The 16,776-nt window shown below is 56.0% G+C and carries 11 protein-coding genes; 6 read left to right on the top strand and 5 right to left on the bottom strand.

The window, feature by feature from the left end; translation table 11 throughout:
* Positions 1-14: 14 nt before the first annotated feature.
* The 4 genes from RUDLU_RS0100390 to RUDLU_RS0100375 form a co-directional block, all read right to left on the bottom strand.
* Entirely contained in the window at positions 15-1,370 is a 1,356-nt protein-coding gene (locus RUDLU_RS0100390) for a lactate utilization protein B (RefSeq protein ID WP_019986350.1), read from the bottom strand.
* A gap of 129 nt (positions 1,371-1,499) precedes the next feature.
* Positions 1,500-2,249: a (Fe-S)-binding protein gene (locus RUDLU_RS0100385; RefSeq protein ID WP_019986349.1), complete on the bottom strand. Its 750-nt coding sequence runs from the start codon at positions 2,247-2,249 to the stop codon at positions 1,500-1,502.
* 226 nt (positions 2,250-2,475) lie between these two features.
* Complete coding sequence (locus tag RUDLU_RS0100380; RefSeq protein ID WP_019986348.1) at positions 2,476-3,369, bottom strand: sugar phosphate isomerase/epimerase family protein; 894 nt, start codon at positions 3,367-3,369, stop codon at positions 2,476-2,478.
* A 245-nt stretch (positions 3,370-3,614) separates the two neighbouring features.
* Positions 3,615-6,236: a TonB-dependent receptor gene (locus RUDLU_RS0100375; protein WP_019986347.1), complete on the bottom strand. Its 2,622-nt coding sequence runs from the start codon at positions 6,234-6,236 to the stop codon at positions 3,615-3,617.
* Positions 6,237-6,582: 346 nt separating this feature from the next.
* On the opposite strand from RUDLU_RS0100375, the gene RUDLU_RS0100370 reads away from it, so the two are divergent.
* The 5 genes from RUDLU_RS0100370 (at position 6,583) to RUDLU_RS0100350 (ending at position 15,268) form a co-directional block, all read left to right on the top strand.
* Entirely contained in the window at positions 6,583-7,641 is a 1,059-nt protein-coding gene (locus RUDLU_RS0100370; RefSeq protein WP_245581604.1) for a sensor histidine kinase, read from the top strand.
* Between the two features lie 112 nt (positions 7,642-7,753).
* On the top strand, positions 7,754-8,527 hold the full coding sequence (locus RUDLU_RS0100365; protein ID WP_019986345.1) for a LytR/AlgR family response regulator transcription factor: 774 nt from the start codon (positions 7,754-7,756) through the stop codon (positions 8,525-8,527).
* A 98-nt stretch (positions 8,528-8,625) separates the two neighbouring features.
* Positions 8,626-9,399 carry a deoxyribose-phosphate aldolase gene (gene deoC / locus RUDLU_RS0100360; RefSeq protein ID WP_027302627.1) on the top strand — a complete coding sequence of 258 codons (774 nt, stop codon included), beginning with the start codon at positions 8,626-8,628 and terminating at the stop codon, positions 9,397-9,399.
* Positions 9,400-9,765: 366 nt separating this feature from the next.
* Positions 9,766-14,301: a PAS domain S-box protein gene (locus tag RUDLU_RS28550; protein WP_019986343.1), complete on the top strand. Its 4,536-nt coding sequence runs from the start codon at positions 9,766-9,768 to the stop codon at positions 14,299-14,301.
* 52 nt (positions 14,302-14,353) lie between these two features.
* Positions 14,354-15,268 (top strand): sugar phosphate isomerase/epimerase family protein, encoded by a 915-nt coding sequence (locus RUDLU_RS0100350; protein WP_019986342.1) that lies wholly within the window; start codon positions 14,354-14,356, stop codon positions 15,266-15,268.
* Here the strand turns inward: RUDLU_RS0100350 and RUDLU_RS0100345 are convergent.
* Positions 15,265-15,513: a hypothetical protein gene (locus RUDLU_RS0100345; RefSeq protein ID WP_019986341.1), complete on the bottom strand. Its 249-nt coding sequence runs from the start codon at positions 15,511-15,513 to the stop codon at positions 15,265-15,267. The genes RUDLU_RS0100350 and RUDLU_RS0100345 overlap by 4 nt on opposite strands.
* 14 nt (positions 15,514-15,527) lie before the next feature.
* Here RUDLU_RS0100345 and RUDLU_RS0100340 point away from each other — a divergent pair, with 14 nt between their 5' ends.
* Positions 15,528-16,658, top strand: a complete 1,131-nt coding sequence (locus tag RUDLU_RS0100340; protein ID WP_019986340.1) for a tetratricopeptide repeat protein — start codon at positions 15,528-15,530, stop codon at positions 16,656-16,658.
* The last annotated feature ends 118 nt before the right edge of the window (positions 16,659-16,776 follow it).

Genomic DNA, 16,776 nt, shown 5'->3' with positions numbered 1-16,776 from the left:
ATTTCGTTTTAGCGTTAGCGGTTTTTCTCGTACCACTCCCGAAACGACTCTTTGGGTGGTTCGGGCATTTCGCGTTGTTTGTACCAGGGATTCAGGCGGTTGCTCACAATACCGGGGAACCAGCGCATGAGGGTGCGGCCTGCGCTACCGGCTACGGCAAACACCCGCCGGTTGGAGAGTACGGTGCTCATAGCCTGCATACTGGCCGCTTTCGACGCGCTTACGTGCCCCTGCTGCACGAGCACCTGCCGCCATTTGTAGAGCTGCTGGTGAATGTCAATCTTGACCGGGCACACGTTGCTGCACGATCCGCAGAGCGTACTGGCAAAGGGCAAGTCGGCGTAATCGGCCATGTTCAGATTAGGGGCCAGAATAGAGCCAATAGGCCCGGCAATAGCGGTATGGTAACTATGCCCCCCGCTCCGTCGGTACACCGGGCAGGTATTCATACAGGCCGCACACCGGATACACTTGAGCGAATTCCGAAAATCCTCGCGCCCCAGTTGCACCGTCCGGCCATTATCGACAATCACGAGGTGCATTTGTTGCCCGTTGCGGGGCTTTTTGAAGTGGCTGGTGTAGGTGGTGCTCGGTTGCCCCGTGGCCGACCGCGCGAGTAACCGGATGAAAACGCCCAGGTGCTCGCGCTTCGGAATGATTTTCTCCATGCCCATACAGGCAATGTGCACATCGGCGAGGTGCGCGCCCATATCGGCGTTGCCTTCGTTGGTGCACACAACAAACTCACCTGTTTCGGCAACGGCAAAGTTGACCCCGGTGAGGGCCACCCGACGGGTCAGGAACCGCTGCCGGAGGTCGGTGCGGGCTAGCCCGGTCAGAATCTGCGGGTCGCTCAGACCCGCTTCGGTACCCATATGGTGGTGGAAAATTTCCCCGATTTCCTCTTTTTTCTTGTGAATACAAGGCATCACAATGTGGCTTGGCGGTTCGCCCGCCAACTGCACCACGCGCTCGCCCAGATCGGTATCGATCACTTCAATGCCGTTCCGCTCCAGATACTCGTTCAGGTGGCACTCTTCGGTCAGCATCGACTTGCTCTTGACCATCTGCGTCACCCGGTTCTCGACCAGAATCCGGTGCACAATCTGGTTATGTTCGGTCGCATCGGCTGCCCAGTGCACCGTGACCCCGTTCTGCTGCGCATGCGCTTCGAACTGAATCAGGTACTCATCCAGATTCGACAGTACATTATGCTTGATCTGCGAGGCAGCTTCGCGGAGGGCTTCCCACTCCGGCAGTTTGTGGGCCGCCATGTCGCGCTTCTGCCGAACCCACCAAAGGGTTTTATCATGCCAGTCGACCCGATCTTCGTCGCGGTTGAACACTTCGGCACGCTGAGGGTGGTTCATGTGAGTTGGGAGTTGAAAGTTAGGAGTTAAGATTAATGTATAATGAACAGTGTAAAATAAATAACGAAATATGCTGATTTTCAGCAGATAACCCAATAATTCATTTTACATTATTCACTCATCTAACTCTTAACTATTTAATATTTCAGCAATATGGATCACTTTGGTTTGGCTGTTTTGCCGACGGAGAATCCCTTCCAGGTGCATCAGGCACGACAGGTCGGCCCCGGTGATGTACTCAGCTCCGTGCCGCACATGATCGGCCACCCGGTCTTTGCCCATCTTGGCCGATACAGCTTCTTCGACCACGCAAAACGTACCGCCAAACCCACAACATTCATCGGGCCGGTCGAGGTTGACCATCTCGATACCGTCGACCAGGCTCAGCAGCTGCATTGGCTTCGAAAACGGTGACGCCACCAACTCGCTCATTTGTGACAGGTGCAGCCCGCGCAACCCGTGGCAGCTTTGGTGCAACCCGACCCGATACGGAAACCGGGCCTGCAAGTGGGTTACTTTCACCACATCAGTCAGAAATTCGGTCAGCTCGTAAATTTTTTGACGCGTAGCCGTGGCCCGGTCTTCGTTTCGGTCCGAATGCAGGTGTTCTTTCAAGTGCAGGGCACAGCTTCCAGAGGGCGACACGATATAATCCACCGCGCCAAACTGCTCAACAAACTGCTCGTTGAGGGGTTTGGTTAGATGCTCAAAGCCAGAATTGGCCATGGGCTGTCCGCAGCACGTCTGACCTTTGGGAAACACGACTCGTATGGGCCCGCCGTTGAGCTGCTGTTTCTCAAGCAGTTCGAGCGTGGCGATGGCCGCCTTGGGATAAAACTGATCAACGTAACAGGGTACAAACAGCCCGACAGTCGTCATACAGAGCGTGTGAATAAAAGAGTGAAGAACAAATCCTGCACTAAGGCAAAGACAAAACACCGACAAAATCTCCCTCAAATCAAGGGTTGGGCGGCTTGTTTGCTTTCCTTTACCTTCCTACCGCCCCCCATAACGCACTGATGCGCCCCCGGACCCGTGCGCGACCAGGCACGTACCTGGGCTCTACGGGTTCGGGGGCGCATCGGCTAAAGCGCGCTTTCGGTGCTTAAATATTCAGCTTTTGCACGTTCTGGTAGCTAATCGCGATAGCCTCAAGCGGGGGGCGCTGGCATACGTCCTGCTCCACAAATGAGTGCACCAAACCGGCAGTCTTTTTGGCCTTTAGAATCCGGGCAAAGTCAATGCTGCCCGTGCCCACCTCAGCAAACTCGCGTTTTTCGGTTTTGGCCATATCTTTCAGGTGCCAGAGCGGGAACCGGCCGGGGTTCTGCTTGAACAGCTCTACAGGGTCTTTACCCGCAAAGGCCGTCCAGTACAGGTCCAGCTCCATTTTCACCAGCTTCGGGTCCGTGTTTTTCAATAACACATCGTACGGTACCTGCCCTTCCACTTCCATGAACTCAAAATCGTGGTTATGGTAGCCAAACTGAATACCCCGCGCTTTGCAGGTTTCAGCGGCCTTATTGAACAGATCGGCGTAGCGCTTGTAATCGTCGAGCGACTTGCGCTCATCGGGGAACAGAAACGCACAGATCATGTACTGCTGGCCCAGTTCGGCGGCATCGTCTACGGCCCGGCTCCAGTCGTTCATCAGGGTACCTTTCATGTTCGGCATGGCTTTGCCCAACAGATAGTGACCGCTGGGGGCCATCAACCCATTGTTTTTGAGCAGAGCCGCGTATTCTTTGGGACTTTTGCCGAAAAACTTACCGTCGGCGTACCCGAAGTTCTCAACTTTCTTGTAGCCGATCTGCGCGACTTTGGCAATGGTCCCTTCGAGGTCTTTGCCCAGTTCGTTACGCAGCGTATAGAGTTGCAGACCGGCCGCCTTGGGAGCGAGGGCCAGGGCATCCAGCTTCGACAGTAAAGGCGCAGTGAGCGCCAGGGCACCGGCTTTCAGAACAGACCGGCGCGACATTGATTTTGTGATCGGGTTCATTGTAGGTGGGCTTACGCCCGGTAAAGCGTTTTGAGCACCGTAAAGGTATAAAACTTGACGAGTTGTGCCTACCTAAAGTCTGAGCTCCTGACCTAACCTATGCACCCCTGCATCGGCATCGGTTTGGACCAGGAGCTCACTTTAGGCAGGCACAACTCGCCAGCTGTATGCGGATTTCAGGGCCGACAACTCACCGCCCAAAATCTGGAGTGTCGGCTACCAAAAACCAGAATCAAAAAACCATTTTACTGCCGGGGCCGATTGCCGCCACCGGCCGGAGCCGCCGGAGCGGCCTGCTGACCACCGCCGTCGTTACCGCCACCGTCGCTTTTCACGTCGTCGTTGCTAACCGACTTCCGCTTCCGGCGGGGCTGTTGCTCAAAGCTCATTTTACCAATCTTGTACGAGAACGTCATGCGTACCCCCCGGTTGAACATCTGGTTGAGGCTGTTCTGCGAGAACGTGGGCGTGCTCACGGCCGTCCGAACCTTCATCGAGTTGGTCAGGAAGTTTTCGGCGGCTACACCCAGGCTACCCTTCTTGTTCAGGAAATCTTTCCGAACCCCGAGGCTGTACATGTAAAAGCTCCCCGTAGTGCCCTGCAGGTTGATCTGGTTGCCCCGCATCCCGCCAAAGCCCTGAATACCCCAGCCATTTTTGATTTGCAGGTTGGTAAACATCCGGCCCGAAAACACCACACCTGAGTTGCTCTGCCGGAGCGTCGGGTCCATGATGGTGCCGCTGTTGTTGTTGGAGAGGTACACGTAGAACGCATCGAACCCACCGCCAATCTGCCATTTCGAAAACAGCGTCGCGTTACCAAAGAGGTTGACACCCGTGGCTTTCTCCGTGCCGATGTTGTCGTAGGTTGTGGTGATCACACCCCGGTCGTCGGCCGTGCGGATACTCTGAATCGAGTTGTTCGTTTGCCGACCAAATACCGTCAGGTTCAGGTACACCGACTTGATATAGGCGCTCAGGCTGGCTTCGAGGTTATCGCTCAGTTCGGGCGAGAGGTAAGGGTTACCCACCGTGATGTTTTGCGGGTTGGCCGCATTCACGTTCGGGTTCAGGAACTGAATACCCGGCCGCTGCAACCGGCGGTTGTACGCCAGTTTGATCGTCTTACCACCGGCCAAATTTTTCGACAGGTTGATGCTGGGTACAAAGTTGCCGTAGTTCGGAATATTGATCGGTGAGGCCGACTGCTCTGCCTGAAAACGGGCGTCGATCATGGTGTACTCATACCGGCCCCCTACTTTCAGAGTGTACTTCGATTTCGACTGGTAAGTGTACGACAGGTACGAGCCAACTACATTCTGATCGTAGTCGAGCGCATTGGCGGGTTGCAGCTCGGTGTATGAACCGTTCTGGAGAGTCAGGTACCGGAAATCGCTGTTCACCTGCCGGAAGATTGCCTTACCACCCAGTTCGAGCATCTGGTTTTTCCGAATAGGCGACTGGTAATCGACCTGTACGGTGCTTTCCTGGTTGAAGCTCTGGTTGTCGTTGCGGGTACCGCCAATTACGTTGGCGCGGGTCTCGTTGAATAAATCAGAAATAAAGTTGTTGGTCCGGTTGTTCCGGCTAAACTGGGTCAGAACGCTCAATTCCTGTTGTGGCTTGTTGAGCGTACGGGTATAATCCACGTTGACATCGACCGTACCCGACAAGTCTTTAATGTCGACGTGCCGGAACGAGGTCACATCAGCCGGGAGCGTGCCGCCGGAGGTGCGGGTAAACAGATCCTGCGTTGACAACTGGTTGCGCGTACCGTACCGAACCCCCGCCGTAATGACGTTTTTTGAGTTGATGTCGTAATCCCAGCCCAGGTTATAGAATCCGTGCAAGCCGCTGTTGCGGGTATCGGCCTCCTGCATGGTTTTGAGCGAACCGCGCATCTGCTCGTTGGTAAACTGCCCTTTGATGTTGTACATGGCCCGGCCGTGCCCTGAGAGCGAAAAGCCCATTTTGCCCGTGCGGTAGTTGCCGTTCAGGCCCAGGCTGGTGCCCCGGTTGCCTACGCCCCCGTCTACGTTGAGGGTAGCGCCCTGCAAGGTATTTTTCTTCGTGATGATGTTAATGATCCCGGCCGATCCTTCGGCGTCGTACTTGGCCGAGGGCGAGGTAATCACCTCCACCGACTTAATCATATCAGCCGGAATCTGCTTCAGGGCGTCGGCAACGCTTGCAGCCACAATAGTTGAAGGCTTGTTGTTGATCAGCACCCGTACGTTGCTGCTTCCACGCAGCGACACGTTTCCGTCCAAATCAACAGAGAGCATCGGCACCCGGCGCATTACATCGGCGGCATCGCCCCCTTTGCTGGTCACGTCTTTCTCAGCGTTGTACACCAGCCGGTCTACTTTCTCTTCAACGATACTCCGCTGACCAGTCACTTCTACTTCCGACAGCGTCCGTACATCGGGCGAGAGTTTGATGATTCCCACCTGAATATCGGCGTTTTTCTCCACCTTAATGTTGCGAATCAGCTTCTCCTGAAAACCTAGAAATGTAGCCTGCAGGTTGTAGTCGCCGGGGGCAATTTTTGTGAGGGTAAACCGGCCCTTATCGTCGGCGGTCGTTCCGTCGATGGCTTTGCCTGTTTTCTGGCTGATGAGCGCCACGGTAGCAAACTCAACGGGCTTATTGGTGGTCGAGTCCATCAGCAAACCACCTATTTTACCGTTGCCTTTAGGTTGTGGTTGTTCGGGCGCACCGGCGGGCATTCCGGTCGGGTTCGACGCATTACGCCGGTCGCCGTTGCCGGAGCCCCCAAAGCCGCCAAAACCACCGGGCATCTGGGCAAACGCAATCTGTATGGGCAACAACACCCCGCCAAGCAGGAGTAGATTAATTCGGTTCATCGGAATTGGGTGTAATGAATGATGGGCACAAACCAACAGCCCCCTCCATTCATAAAAAAATACAATAGACAAGGGATAGGCATGTATCGGCCGAACCGTCCTTTTTGCCGACGAACGCCTGCTGCTCTCCGGCTCCCGTATGCCTACCTGCCCAAACTCAGTTGGGAGAGCAAAACAGCCGTATAGTCGATGGATTTTCGCTCCCTATCTATTAGGCACTACCGCATATGCTAAAGCCATTGTATGTTTACACTCTTTTGATATTCTGCACCCTTGTACGGTCAATAGTAGTCAACACACAGCCCCGTAACGTTTGTTTATTCATACGCCGATGTCAGCTAAAATCATGCGCCACTATGTTCCGATTCTGATCCATATTCTGGGTTGGGGCCTACTGGTTTTCATTTTTCTGCTCTATCAGCCACTGACGACGGATGTCGACTGGCCCGTTTTGTTCTGGGTGAAACAGGGGTTGCTCTGTTCACTGCTTATTGGGGCCTTCTACCTAAACTCCGAAGTTCTGACCCCCCGGCTACTCCTCCGCGACCGCACGGGCCTGTACATGGGAACCCTGGCTGTGGTAATAATGGCTATTCTGGCAAGTATCTGGGCGTTTGAAAGCTACTTCGATCTCCCAGGCCTCATCCACCGGGCTTTCCATCCTGACGAAACCACGCCCCCCCCGGCCCGGTCGGGCAAGCGGTTTCAGTTCACGCTGCTCAGCACCTTGTTTATTTTGGGGATCAGCACCAGCATTACGGCCGTTCGGACGTGGCAGCGCGACGCCCAGCTTCGGCAGGATCTCGAACAGGCAAAAATCAGCTCGGAACTGCTGTTTCTGAAAACCCAGATAAACCCGCACTTCTTTTTCAATACCCTCAACAACATTTACGCCCTCACGCTGATTGATGTGGTCAAAGCCCGCGAGGCCCTGCACCGCCTTTCGCGCATGATGCGGTACGTGTTGTACGAAAACCCCAATGGTTCGGGGCAGATCAGCCAGGAAATCGCGTTTGTGCAGGACTATATCGAACTGATGCAGCTCCGCCTGACTGATAAGGTAACGGTGCGCTTTACGCAGCCTACGCCCCTGCGCGATGCCTCTATCCCAACGATGCTCCTGCTGCCGTTTGTCGAAAACGCGTTTAAACATGGGGTAAGTGCCCTGTTGCCCAGCCGGATCGAGATCGACATTACCCAACCCGACCACCAGTTACGGATGCAGGTGCGCAACACGGTTTTCCCCGAAAAGAACCCGACGGCATCGCTCGAAGCGGGCAGTGGCATTGGCCTCAACAACACCCGGCGTCGGCTCGATTTGCTCTACCCCAACCAGTATCAGCTCGATACCCATCTGGATGCCGACCACCAGGAATACGTTGTAGATCTGGTATTGAACGTATAAGTTGACAAACCAACCGGAAGTAAAAGGATGAGCGGTACGTCGGTAAGGAAAAATATTGAGTTATTTTGGGCTTGTTTTCCTCACGCCCTGTAACGACAATACTGATCCGATCATGACTCTTTCCTGCATCGCTGTCGACGACGAACCGCTGGCCCTCGGTCTGGTTTGTGCTTTTATCGAACAAACGCCTTTTCTGAAACTGGCGGGCCGTTACAGCAACGCCATCGAAGCCTTGCGCGGCCTGCACGAACAGCCCATCGACCTGCTGTTTCTCGATATTCAAATGCCCGACCTTACCGGGCTTGAGCTGGCCCGTGTACTCGACCCCGGTGCAAGCGGACGCCCGGTGCCGCGTGTCATTTTCACCACTGCCTACAACCAGTACGCGCTGGAAGGCTACCGGGTCGATGCGCTCGACTACCTGCTCAAGCCGTTCAATTACGAGGAGTTTTTGCGGGCAGCCCTCAAGGCACAGTCGTATTACGGGCTTATTCGTCGGCCGGTGGTGGCTCTCCCCGAAACCATTGCCCCGACGGCCCCCGCCCCCCTAGCCGAGCCTGAAAAAGAGTATCTGTTTCTGAAAGTCGAGTATCAGCTCGTTCGGGTTGCGTTCGACGATATTTTGTACATCGAGGGGCTTAAAGATTACATCAAGGTTCACCTTCGGAGCAGTCCCAACAAGCCTTTGCTCTCGCTCACCAGCCTCAAGGCACTCGAAGAAAAACTGCCTCCCCAGCGGTTTATGCGGGTACACCGCTCGTTTATTGTAGCCCTGAATCAGATCACGGCCGTTACCCGAAACAGTATCCAGATCGGGAACATCCAGATTCCGGTCAGCGACCAGTACAAGGAGCCCTTCAACCAGTTTCTGGCCAAATGGGTGTAGCCCCGGTTGGGTTGGGTTAGCGATTGGTGGCCGGGGTGCGTACTTTTGTCTCCCGACCTGCCCCATTCGTTTTTACCGGCCGGTGTCGGTTTTGCCGTATGGAAACCCATTTGCTTATTCACGAGGTCGCCAGGATGATCGACCACGCCTTGTTGCACCCTACCCTGACCGATGCCGAAATGCGGGAAGGCTGCCAAACGGCCCGCCGATACAATGTGGCTTCGGTTTGCATAAAACCTTACGCCATTCGGCTCGCCGTCGACGAACTCCGGGGCAGCGACGTTCGGGTTGGCACGGTGATCGGTTTCCCGTCGGGGAGCCACGCAATCGCCGTCAAAGTGGCCGAAACGATAGACGCCTGCCAAAATGGGGCCGTTGAAATCGATATGGTCGTGAACATCGGTAAGGTGCTGGCCGACGACTGGGCCTATGTCCACGACGAAATTGCCGCCGTACACCAGGCCTGCCGCGCCTACAATGCCTTGCTCAAAGTTATATTCGAGACAGACTACCTACCCGAAAACCGGTTTATAACCCGGCTGTGCGAAATCTGCACCACCGTTGGGGTCGACTACGTTAAAACCTCAACGGGCTTTGGGTTTGTGAAAGGCCCGGACGGCCGCTACAGTTACAAAGGGGCCACGCTGCCGCACCTGCGGCTCATGCTCGCACACGTCGGGCCAGGGGTAGGTGTCAAAGCGTCGGGGGGCATCCGTACCCTCGATGAACTGCTCGAAGCCCGGGCGCTGGGCGTCGGGCGTATTGGTACGAGTGCCACAGTCACTATTCTGGAAGAAGCCTACCGGCGGTTTGGGCAAGGCACTGACAGCCCACGCGACCCCATCGCCGAGCCCGACAACCGGGGCTACTAACCGGTTTCGAGGTCATCTTGTCCCCAATCTACCGAAGGTCGTAACCTTCGGTAGACCACTGGGTATAGAAATGCCGGTACCTACCCCAAACACGGGTAGCCGATTGTATATTTGATCACGTACGATACCCCTCCGCCGGGTATCGTACGGGTCTGCCCACCATCCCGCTGCGTCGTTTCATCCATTCCATCTGCTTCTATGTCATTACCGTCAGCTAAACCTACTTACGCTTTCTGGCAAGGAGGTGGCCAATCTGGCGAAGCGATCCGTACGTATTCCTGGGCAAACACTCCCCTTGGCCCCGTCGACAGATGGCCGCAGAGTCTGCGTACGGCCGTAGGGATTTTGTTGCACGCACCAACCCCCATGACCTTATGCTGGGGGCCGTCGGCCATCTGCTTTCACAATGATGCCTTCCGGAAACGCCTATTGCCCGGCTTTTCGGCAATAGGTCAACGGGCTGATAGTCTGCTGGGTATCGACTGGAAAACGATTTGCCCACTCATAGAGCAGGTAATGACAACGGGCGTGCCCCTTGCCACCGGCACACAGGGAATTCCGTTTGGTTTTACGCCCATTTTTGATGAAACTGCCATCGGCGGGGTGCTGATTACCCTATCCGACACAGCTTCAACACCCCATCTCACCGAGGAGCCTCTCGCCCGCGAGGTTCATTTTCAGGAACTCACCGACTCGGTACCGGCCATCATCTGGCAAACCCGCCCCGACGGCTACTGTACGTATATAAATAGACGTTGGTTTGATATCACGGGGCAAACCGAACCCGAAGCTATTGGCTTTGGCTGGCTCAACGCTACCCACCCCGATGATGCTCAGCAGGCTAGCGAAGTATTTATCGAAGCCAACAAGCAGCATAAACCCTTTTCGGCCCTTTACCGACTCCGTCAGAAAGACGGACAATACCGGTGGGCCGTCGACACCGGCACCCCACAATTTGGGTCCAATGGCGAATACCGGGGTATGCTGGGCACGGTGGTCGATGTGCACGATCAGAAACTGGCCGAAGCCGAGAAAAACAACCTTGTGGCGGTGATCGAAGCCAGCCATGAGTTTATCGGTCTTGCCTCGCTCGACGGCACCATTCAATACCTCAACCCCGCTGGCCGGGAAATGCTCGGTTGGGAAAGCGCAGAGGGCAACGCAATTCTGGATAGTATCTACCCCGACGACCGGGAACTGGCCCTCCAGAAACTGACCGAAATCGAAACCAACGGGCGGTTTTCGCAGGACATACGCTGCGTTAATGCTCAAACCGGACAGCCTTTCTGGCTTGGCTGGAACGCATTCACCATCCGAAATCCGTTCAGCGGTGAGGTCTCCGGGCTGGCTACTGTCAGTACAAACATCACCGCCCGACGCGCCATTGTACAGCAGCAACAGGACATGGCCGACCTGCTCCGGGCTGTTTTCGACGGAGCCATTGCCGGTATCAGCGTGCTTCACTGCGTTCGGGACAGCAACGGCACCATCATCGATTTTGAGCACCGGCTCGCCAACCGATTGGCCGCAGAGAATTTCAACCGGGCCGATCTGGTCGGTCTCCGATTTTCGGAAGTCTACCCCGCCTACCGCGAAGCCGGGTTGTTTGCCGATTTTGTGCAGGTGGTCGAAACCGGTCAAACGATTGAACAGGTCCGCCATTTTTTGGGGAAACAAACCGAACAGTGGTACGATACCGTAACCGTGAAACTCGACGATGGTGTGGTGTACTCGTTCCGTGACAGCACGGCCGAGATGAACGCTCGCCAGAAGGCCCACCAAAGCAGCGAAGAGCTGGCGTTTGCCATCGAAGCCGCCGAACTGGGTATCTGGGACCTTGACCCCATCACAAACTCGCTGCGGATCAATACCCGGCTGGGTGAGTGGTTTGGAGTGCCAGCCGATGCCCCACTCGATGTAATGACCTTGACGGACATCATTGCCGATGCCGACCGGGAGCGGGTATTCAGGGCGCTCGATGCAGCCATGCAGCCGGGCTCATCGGGTAAGTACGAAACGGAATACACCATTACGAGCCGACTTACCGGCCAGCAGCGGATAGTTCGCGCCAAGGGAAAGACTCAGTTTGGACCCGACGGACGGGCCTACCGAATCAACGGCACGCTCCAGGACATCACGGAGCAACAACGTGCCGATCAGATCCGGCGCGAAACCGAGGCCCGCTTCCAGACCATGGCCGAAGGCAGCGAAGTGCTCATTGCCGTTGCCGACGAAACGGGCCGGGCTACTTATTTCAACAAAGCCTGGGTTGACCTTACGGGCCGGTCGACGGAGGATTTGCTCGACTATGGCTGGGCCGATCTGGTTCACCCCGACGATCGGGAGCAATACGTAAATACCTACCTGAACGCATTTCAAAAACGAGAGCCGTTTAGTGGTGAGTTTCGGTTACGCACCACCACGGGCGACTACCGGTGGCTTCTGGCCAAAGGGCCGGTCCGGTTCCGGCCCGATGGCTCATTTGCGGGGTATATCAGCTCGTGTGTAGACATTACCGAAAACAAACAGGCCGAGCAGGCCCTGCGCGCCAGCGAAGCCCGGCTACAGTCGCTCATTGCGGCCGCGCCAGTAGCCATCGGGGTGTTCAGAGGACCCGATCTGGTGGTGGAGCTGCCCAACCAGGCCTTTATCGACATTGTGGGCAAAGGCCCCGACATTGTAGGCAAGCCACTGCGGGAGGTCATGCCCGAACTGATCACCGAAAACCAACCCTTTCTGAACATTCTGGAGGGTGTACGAACCACCGGACAACAGTTTAAGAGTTACGATTCGCTCGTGAAAATTGTTCAGAACGGCCAGCTGAACCACAACTACTATAACATCACCTACACCCCACTCTTCGACGAAGCGGGTGAGGTGTACGCCATTCTGGATATTGCCGTCGATGTGACCGGGCAGGTGCAGATTCAGCAGGAACTGGCCCAACAAAAAGCGTATCTCCAGAATGCGCTCGAAATGGCGCACATGGGTACGTACCGGATTGACCTGACAACGAGCACCGGTGATTTCTCCGAAAATATCCGCGACTGGATGAGCCTCGAAACGGCCTCCAACCCGATGGACCTGATTTATCGGAAAGTGCACCCCGACGACTGGGCCCATGTAGAACAGGTGATCACCGAATCGTTACAGTCGGAGGCAAACAGCCGGCACGATATTACGTACCGCCTGGCCGAAGCACCGGGGAAACCCGTCCGGCACCTACGGAGTATCGGCGAGGTAACGTTCAAGGATGGCGTACCAACGGCGATCAATGGGATCATTCAGGATGTGACGCCCCAGCTACAGGCCCGGCAGGCCATCGAGCAAAGCGAACAGAATCTGCGCAGCCTGGTCAACAGCGCACCCTTCCCGATTGGGGTGTACGTGGGCAGGGAAATGTGGATTCAGTTGGCCAACCAGTCAATTATCGATGCCTGGGGTAAAGGTAACGACGTGATTGGCAAGCGCTACGCCGACGTACTGCCCGAGCTGGGTAGCCAGCAGATTTTTGAACGTCTCGATGAGGTCTTCAATACGGGGATTCCCTACTCCGCCCAAAACCATCGGCTTGTTTTGCATACCCACGGCACGCCCAAAGTCGCGTACTACAACTACAACTTCACCCCGCTATTTGATGCCAACGGCCGGGTGTATGGGGTGATGAGTACTGCCGCCGATGTGACCGACCTGGCCGTGGCCAAAGAGCGGGTCGAAGAAGCCGAAGCATCGCTCCGCGGGGCCATCGAACTGGCCGAGCTGGCCACCTGGAACATGGATGTGAACTGGGCCGCTGGCACCCGACACATGACCTATTCCGAGCGGCTTTGGGCCTGGTTTGGCTTTGAAGGAGTCGAAACCGTACACAATACAGGCTACAACCCCATTGCTCCGGCCGATCGGGAGCGGGTAGAACAGGCAATTGCCCACGCGCTTCGGCCGGATACGGGCGGTGCTATCGACGTTGAGTTTACCGTGATCCATTACAAAACAGGTCAGCAACGGCAGCTGCGGGCTATGGGCAAAGCTTACTTCGACAAAACCGGCCGACCTGTTCGGATGACCGGTACGGCGCAGGATGTTACCGAACAACGGCAGACCCAGATGGCCCTCGAACAACAGGTGGAAGAACGTACGCAACAGCTCAAAGCCCTCATTCAGGACCTCGAACGCTCCAACCAGAACCTGCAACAGTTTGCGTATGTAGCCTCGCATGATTTGCAGGAGCCTCTGCGCAAGATTCAGTCGTTCGGCGATTTACTCCAGACCTACCATGGCGAAGCACTTGGCGCGGGCGTTGAACACCTCAACCGGATGCGAACGGCTGCGGGCCGAATGTCGATTCTGATTAACGACCTGCTTACGTACTCCCGCATCTCGACCCGACAGGATATTTCGGGGCCGGTGTCGTTAACCGAGATTGTAAAAACCGTGTTGAGCGACCTCGATCTGGTTATCGACGAGACCGGGGCCGAAATCGCAATCGACCCACTTCCAACCGTGCTGGGCGACCGCTCCCAACTGGGTCAACTATTTATGAATCTGCTGAGCAACGCGCTCAAATTCCGGCAAACCGGCCCGGATGGCCAATTTTTGCCCCCTCGCATCACGGTGAGCAGCCAGGTTGTACTGGCCACCGATTTGCCACCGGGTATCAAACCGGCGCGGGCGGTCAATGCATATTACCGAGTGGATGTATCAGACAACGGCATCGGTTTCGACCAGAAATACCTCGACCGTATTTTTCAGGTGTTCCAGCGCCTACATGGCAAAAGTACCTTTGCAGGCACGGGCATCGGGCTGGCCATCTGTGAGAAAGTAGCCATCAATCACGGTGGCGCCATTACGGCTACCAGCCAACCCGGCGAGGGTGCCACATTTAGCCTATATTTGCCGAATTAAGTGTGCAGGATAACCGACTCACTACTATTTACTCACTCCTATCTCTTGTCTTATGCTCCACCTTGGCTTTGTCTCAGCAATTCTGGCCGATTACGACCTAACCAACGTGCTGAAATTTGCCTCCGAACACCAGTTCAAATGCGTTGAAGTGATGTGCTGGCCTACCGGCAACGCCGACGCCCGACGGTACGCGGGCGTGACGCATATCGACGTCAATAATCTCAATCCGGGTCTGGTCCATCACCTGACCGAGCAGTACGGCGTGTCGATCTCGGGACTCGGCTACTACCCCAACCCACTCGACCCCAACCCCGAGCAGGCCGAATTCTACCGCGAACACATCAAGCAGGTAATCCGGGCGGCTGCCAGGCTGGGCATTCCGGTGGTCAACACGTTTATTGGCCGTAACCCGTCGCTCAGTATTACCGACAACCTGAAACTGTACGCCGAGCACTGGCCCGCCATTGTGAAGGTGGCCGAAGAACATAACGTGAAAATCGGGATTGAAAACTGTCCGATGTGGTTTACCGACGACGAGTGGCCGGGTGGTAAAAACCTCGCTACTACGCCCGCCATCTGGGACCGTATGTTCGAGATTATCCCGTCGCGGGCGCTGGGCCTTAACTACGATCCCAGCCACCTGATCTGGCAGATTATGGATGAGGTAAAACCCATTTACCAGTACCGCGACCGGCTCCATCACATCCACCTGAAAGACGTAAAGCTGTACCGCGACAAACTGGACCGGGTTGGCATCATGGCGAACCCGCTTGAATACCACTCGCCCAAACTCCCCGGCCTGGGTGATGTGCGCTGGCGCGACTTTTTCGCGGCTCTTACTGATGTTCGGTACCGGGGCCCAATCTGTATCGAAGTCGAAGATAAAGCTTACGAAGGCAGCCCCGAAGACGTTCGTACGGCGATTCTGACGGCGCGTAACTACCTGAGCCAGTTCCTGGTGCTCTAATCGAATTCGTGGCGCTCGGCCGTAGCCCGCCAGTCGGTGTCCATCTCGGCAAACCGGCGGGCTACGGTTTCCAGAAAGGCCTCATCGACCAAATTTGGCAGTTGTTCGGGGTCGAGCACGTCGGTTTCACTAATTTTGTAGGTCTGCTCCAGCAGACCTACTTCAATTTTAAGGATATACTTGTTGTTCCAGGCGTACAGCCCGATCCGAAAGTGCGGGTGCGGAATGTCGTTGAGATAACGCATACTAACCAGGGAAAATGGAGAACGATAAAAGGCAACCGGTACACCACGTGCGTGCCGCTTACGCAACAAATGTAATAAACCCCCGCCGACCCGGCCCCCTCAGTTCCAAAAAGTATGCGCTCCGGCTACACGTACCCGGTATCCTGCTTTCGCTCGGGCTGCTGCTGGTTTCGTGCGCTGATAAAACCGATGAGGCCGCTCAGTTTTTTCTGCGGGGCAACGTGCAGTTGCAAAAACGCGAGTACCGCGAGGCCATTCGGTTTTATACCGAAGCGATTGAGAAAAAAGATGATTTTGCCGATGCCTACAGCAACCGGGGACTCGCCCGATTCCGCAATGGCGACCGCGAAGGGGCCCTCGCCGATTATACGAAGGCTATCCAAACCGACCCCAAGTTTGAAGCGGCTTACTTCAACCGGGCGGAGGTACGGCTCGAAACCGGCGACCCCAGCGGTAGCCTGGCCGACCTGCAACAAATCGAAAAGACCTACCGCGACTCCACCTTTTTCCAGACCCGCCTGGGCGATACCTACACGCGGCTCAACAACCTCTCCCTGGCGCAAGCCGCTTACGACCGGGCCATTCGGCTCGACCCACGCAATACCGAAGCCCTCACCAACCGGGGCGCTCTGTTTTTCAACCAGAAACAGTACGAAGCCGCCAGGGCGGATCTCACGGCAGCCCTCAAGCTGAACCCTAATCAGCCCGAAGCCCTGAACAACCAAAGCCTGTTGCTGGCACGCGAGGGGCGGTACGCTGAAGCGCTGACGCTGGTTGAGCGGGCCCTGACGGCCCAAACGGGTCAACCGTATTACCTCAATAACAAAGCCTATCTGCTGCTGATGCTTAAGCGCCCCGACGAAGCCCTGCCCCTGCTCCAGGAGTCGATCCGGCGCGACAATCAGAATGCGTGGGCACACCGCAATCTGGGTCTTTACCATCTGGCCAAAAACAACCCGGCCGAGGCTCTGCCAGCCCTGCAACAAGCCGAGCGGCTCGATGCCTCCGTCGACGGCCTTTACACCTATCTGGGCCGGGCGTATCTGCTTACGGGCAACCGGGCTAAAGCCTGCGAGGCCTGGGCCCGAGGGCGTTCGGCCGGTGACGAACAGGCCCGCCAGGAAGCCGATAAACAGTGTCGGTAACGGAAGCGACGCATTTACCGCTACCCTCGACTGGCAAACGCCGACGCGACTATTGATTCAAGCCACGGTTTCAGCCTGAGTCGATCCGAAGCCGATTTATCGATCAATATGGCGAGAT

Source organism: Rudanella lutea DSM 19387 (genome assembly GCF_000383955.1).
Taxonomy (GTDB): domain Bacteria; phylum Bacteroidota; class Bacteroidia; order Cytophagales; family Spirosomataceae; genus Rudanella; species Rudanella lutea.
The sequence above is the reverse complement of the archived record's forward strand: the minus strand, read 5'-3'. Positions and strand labels throughout refer to the sequence as shown.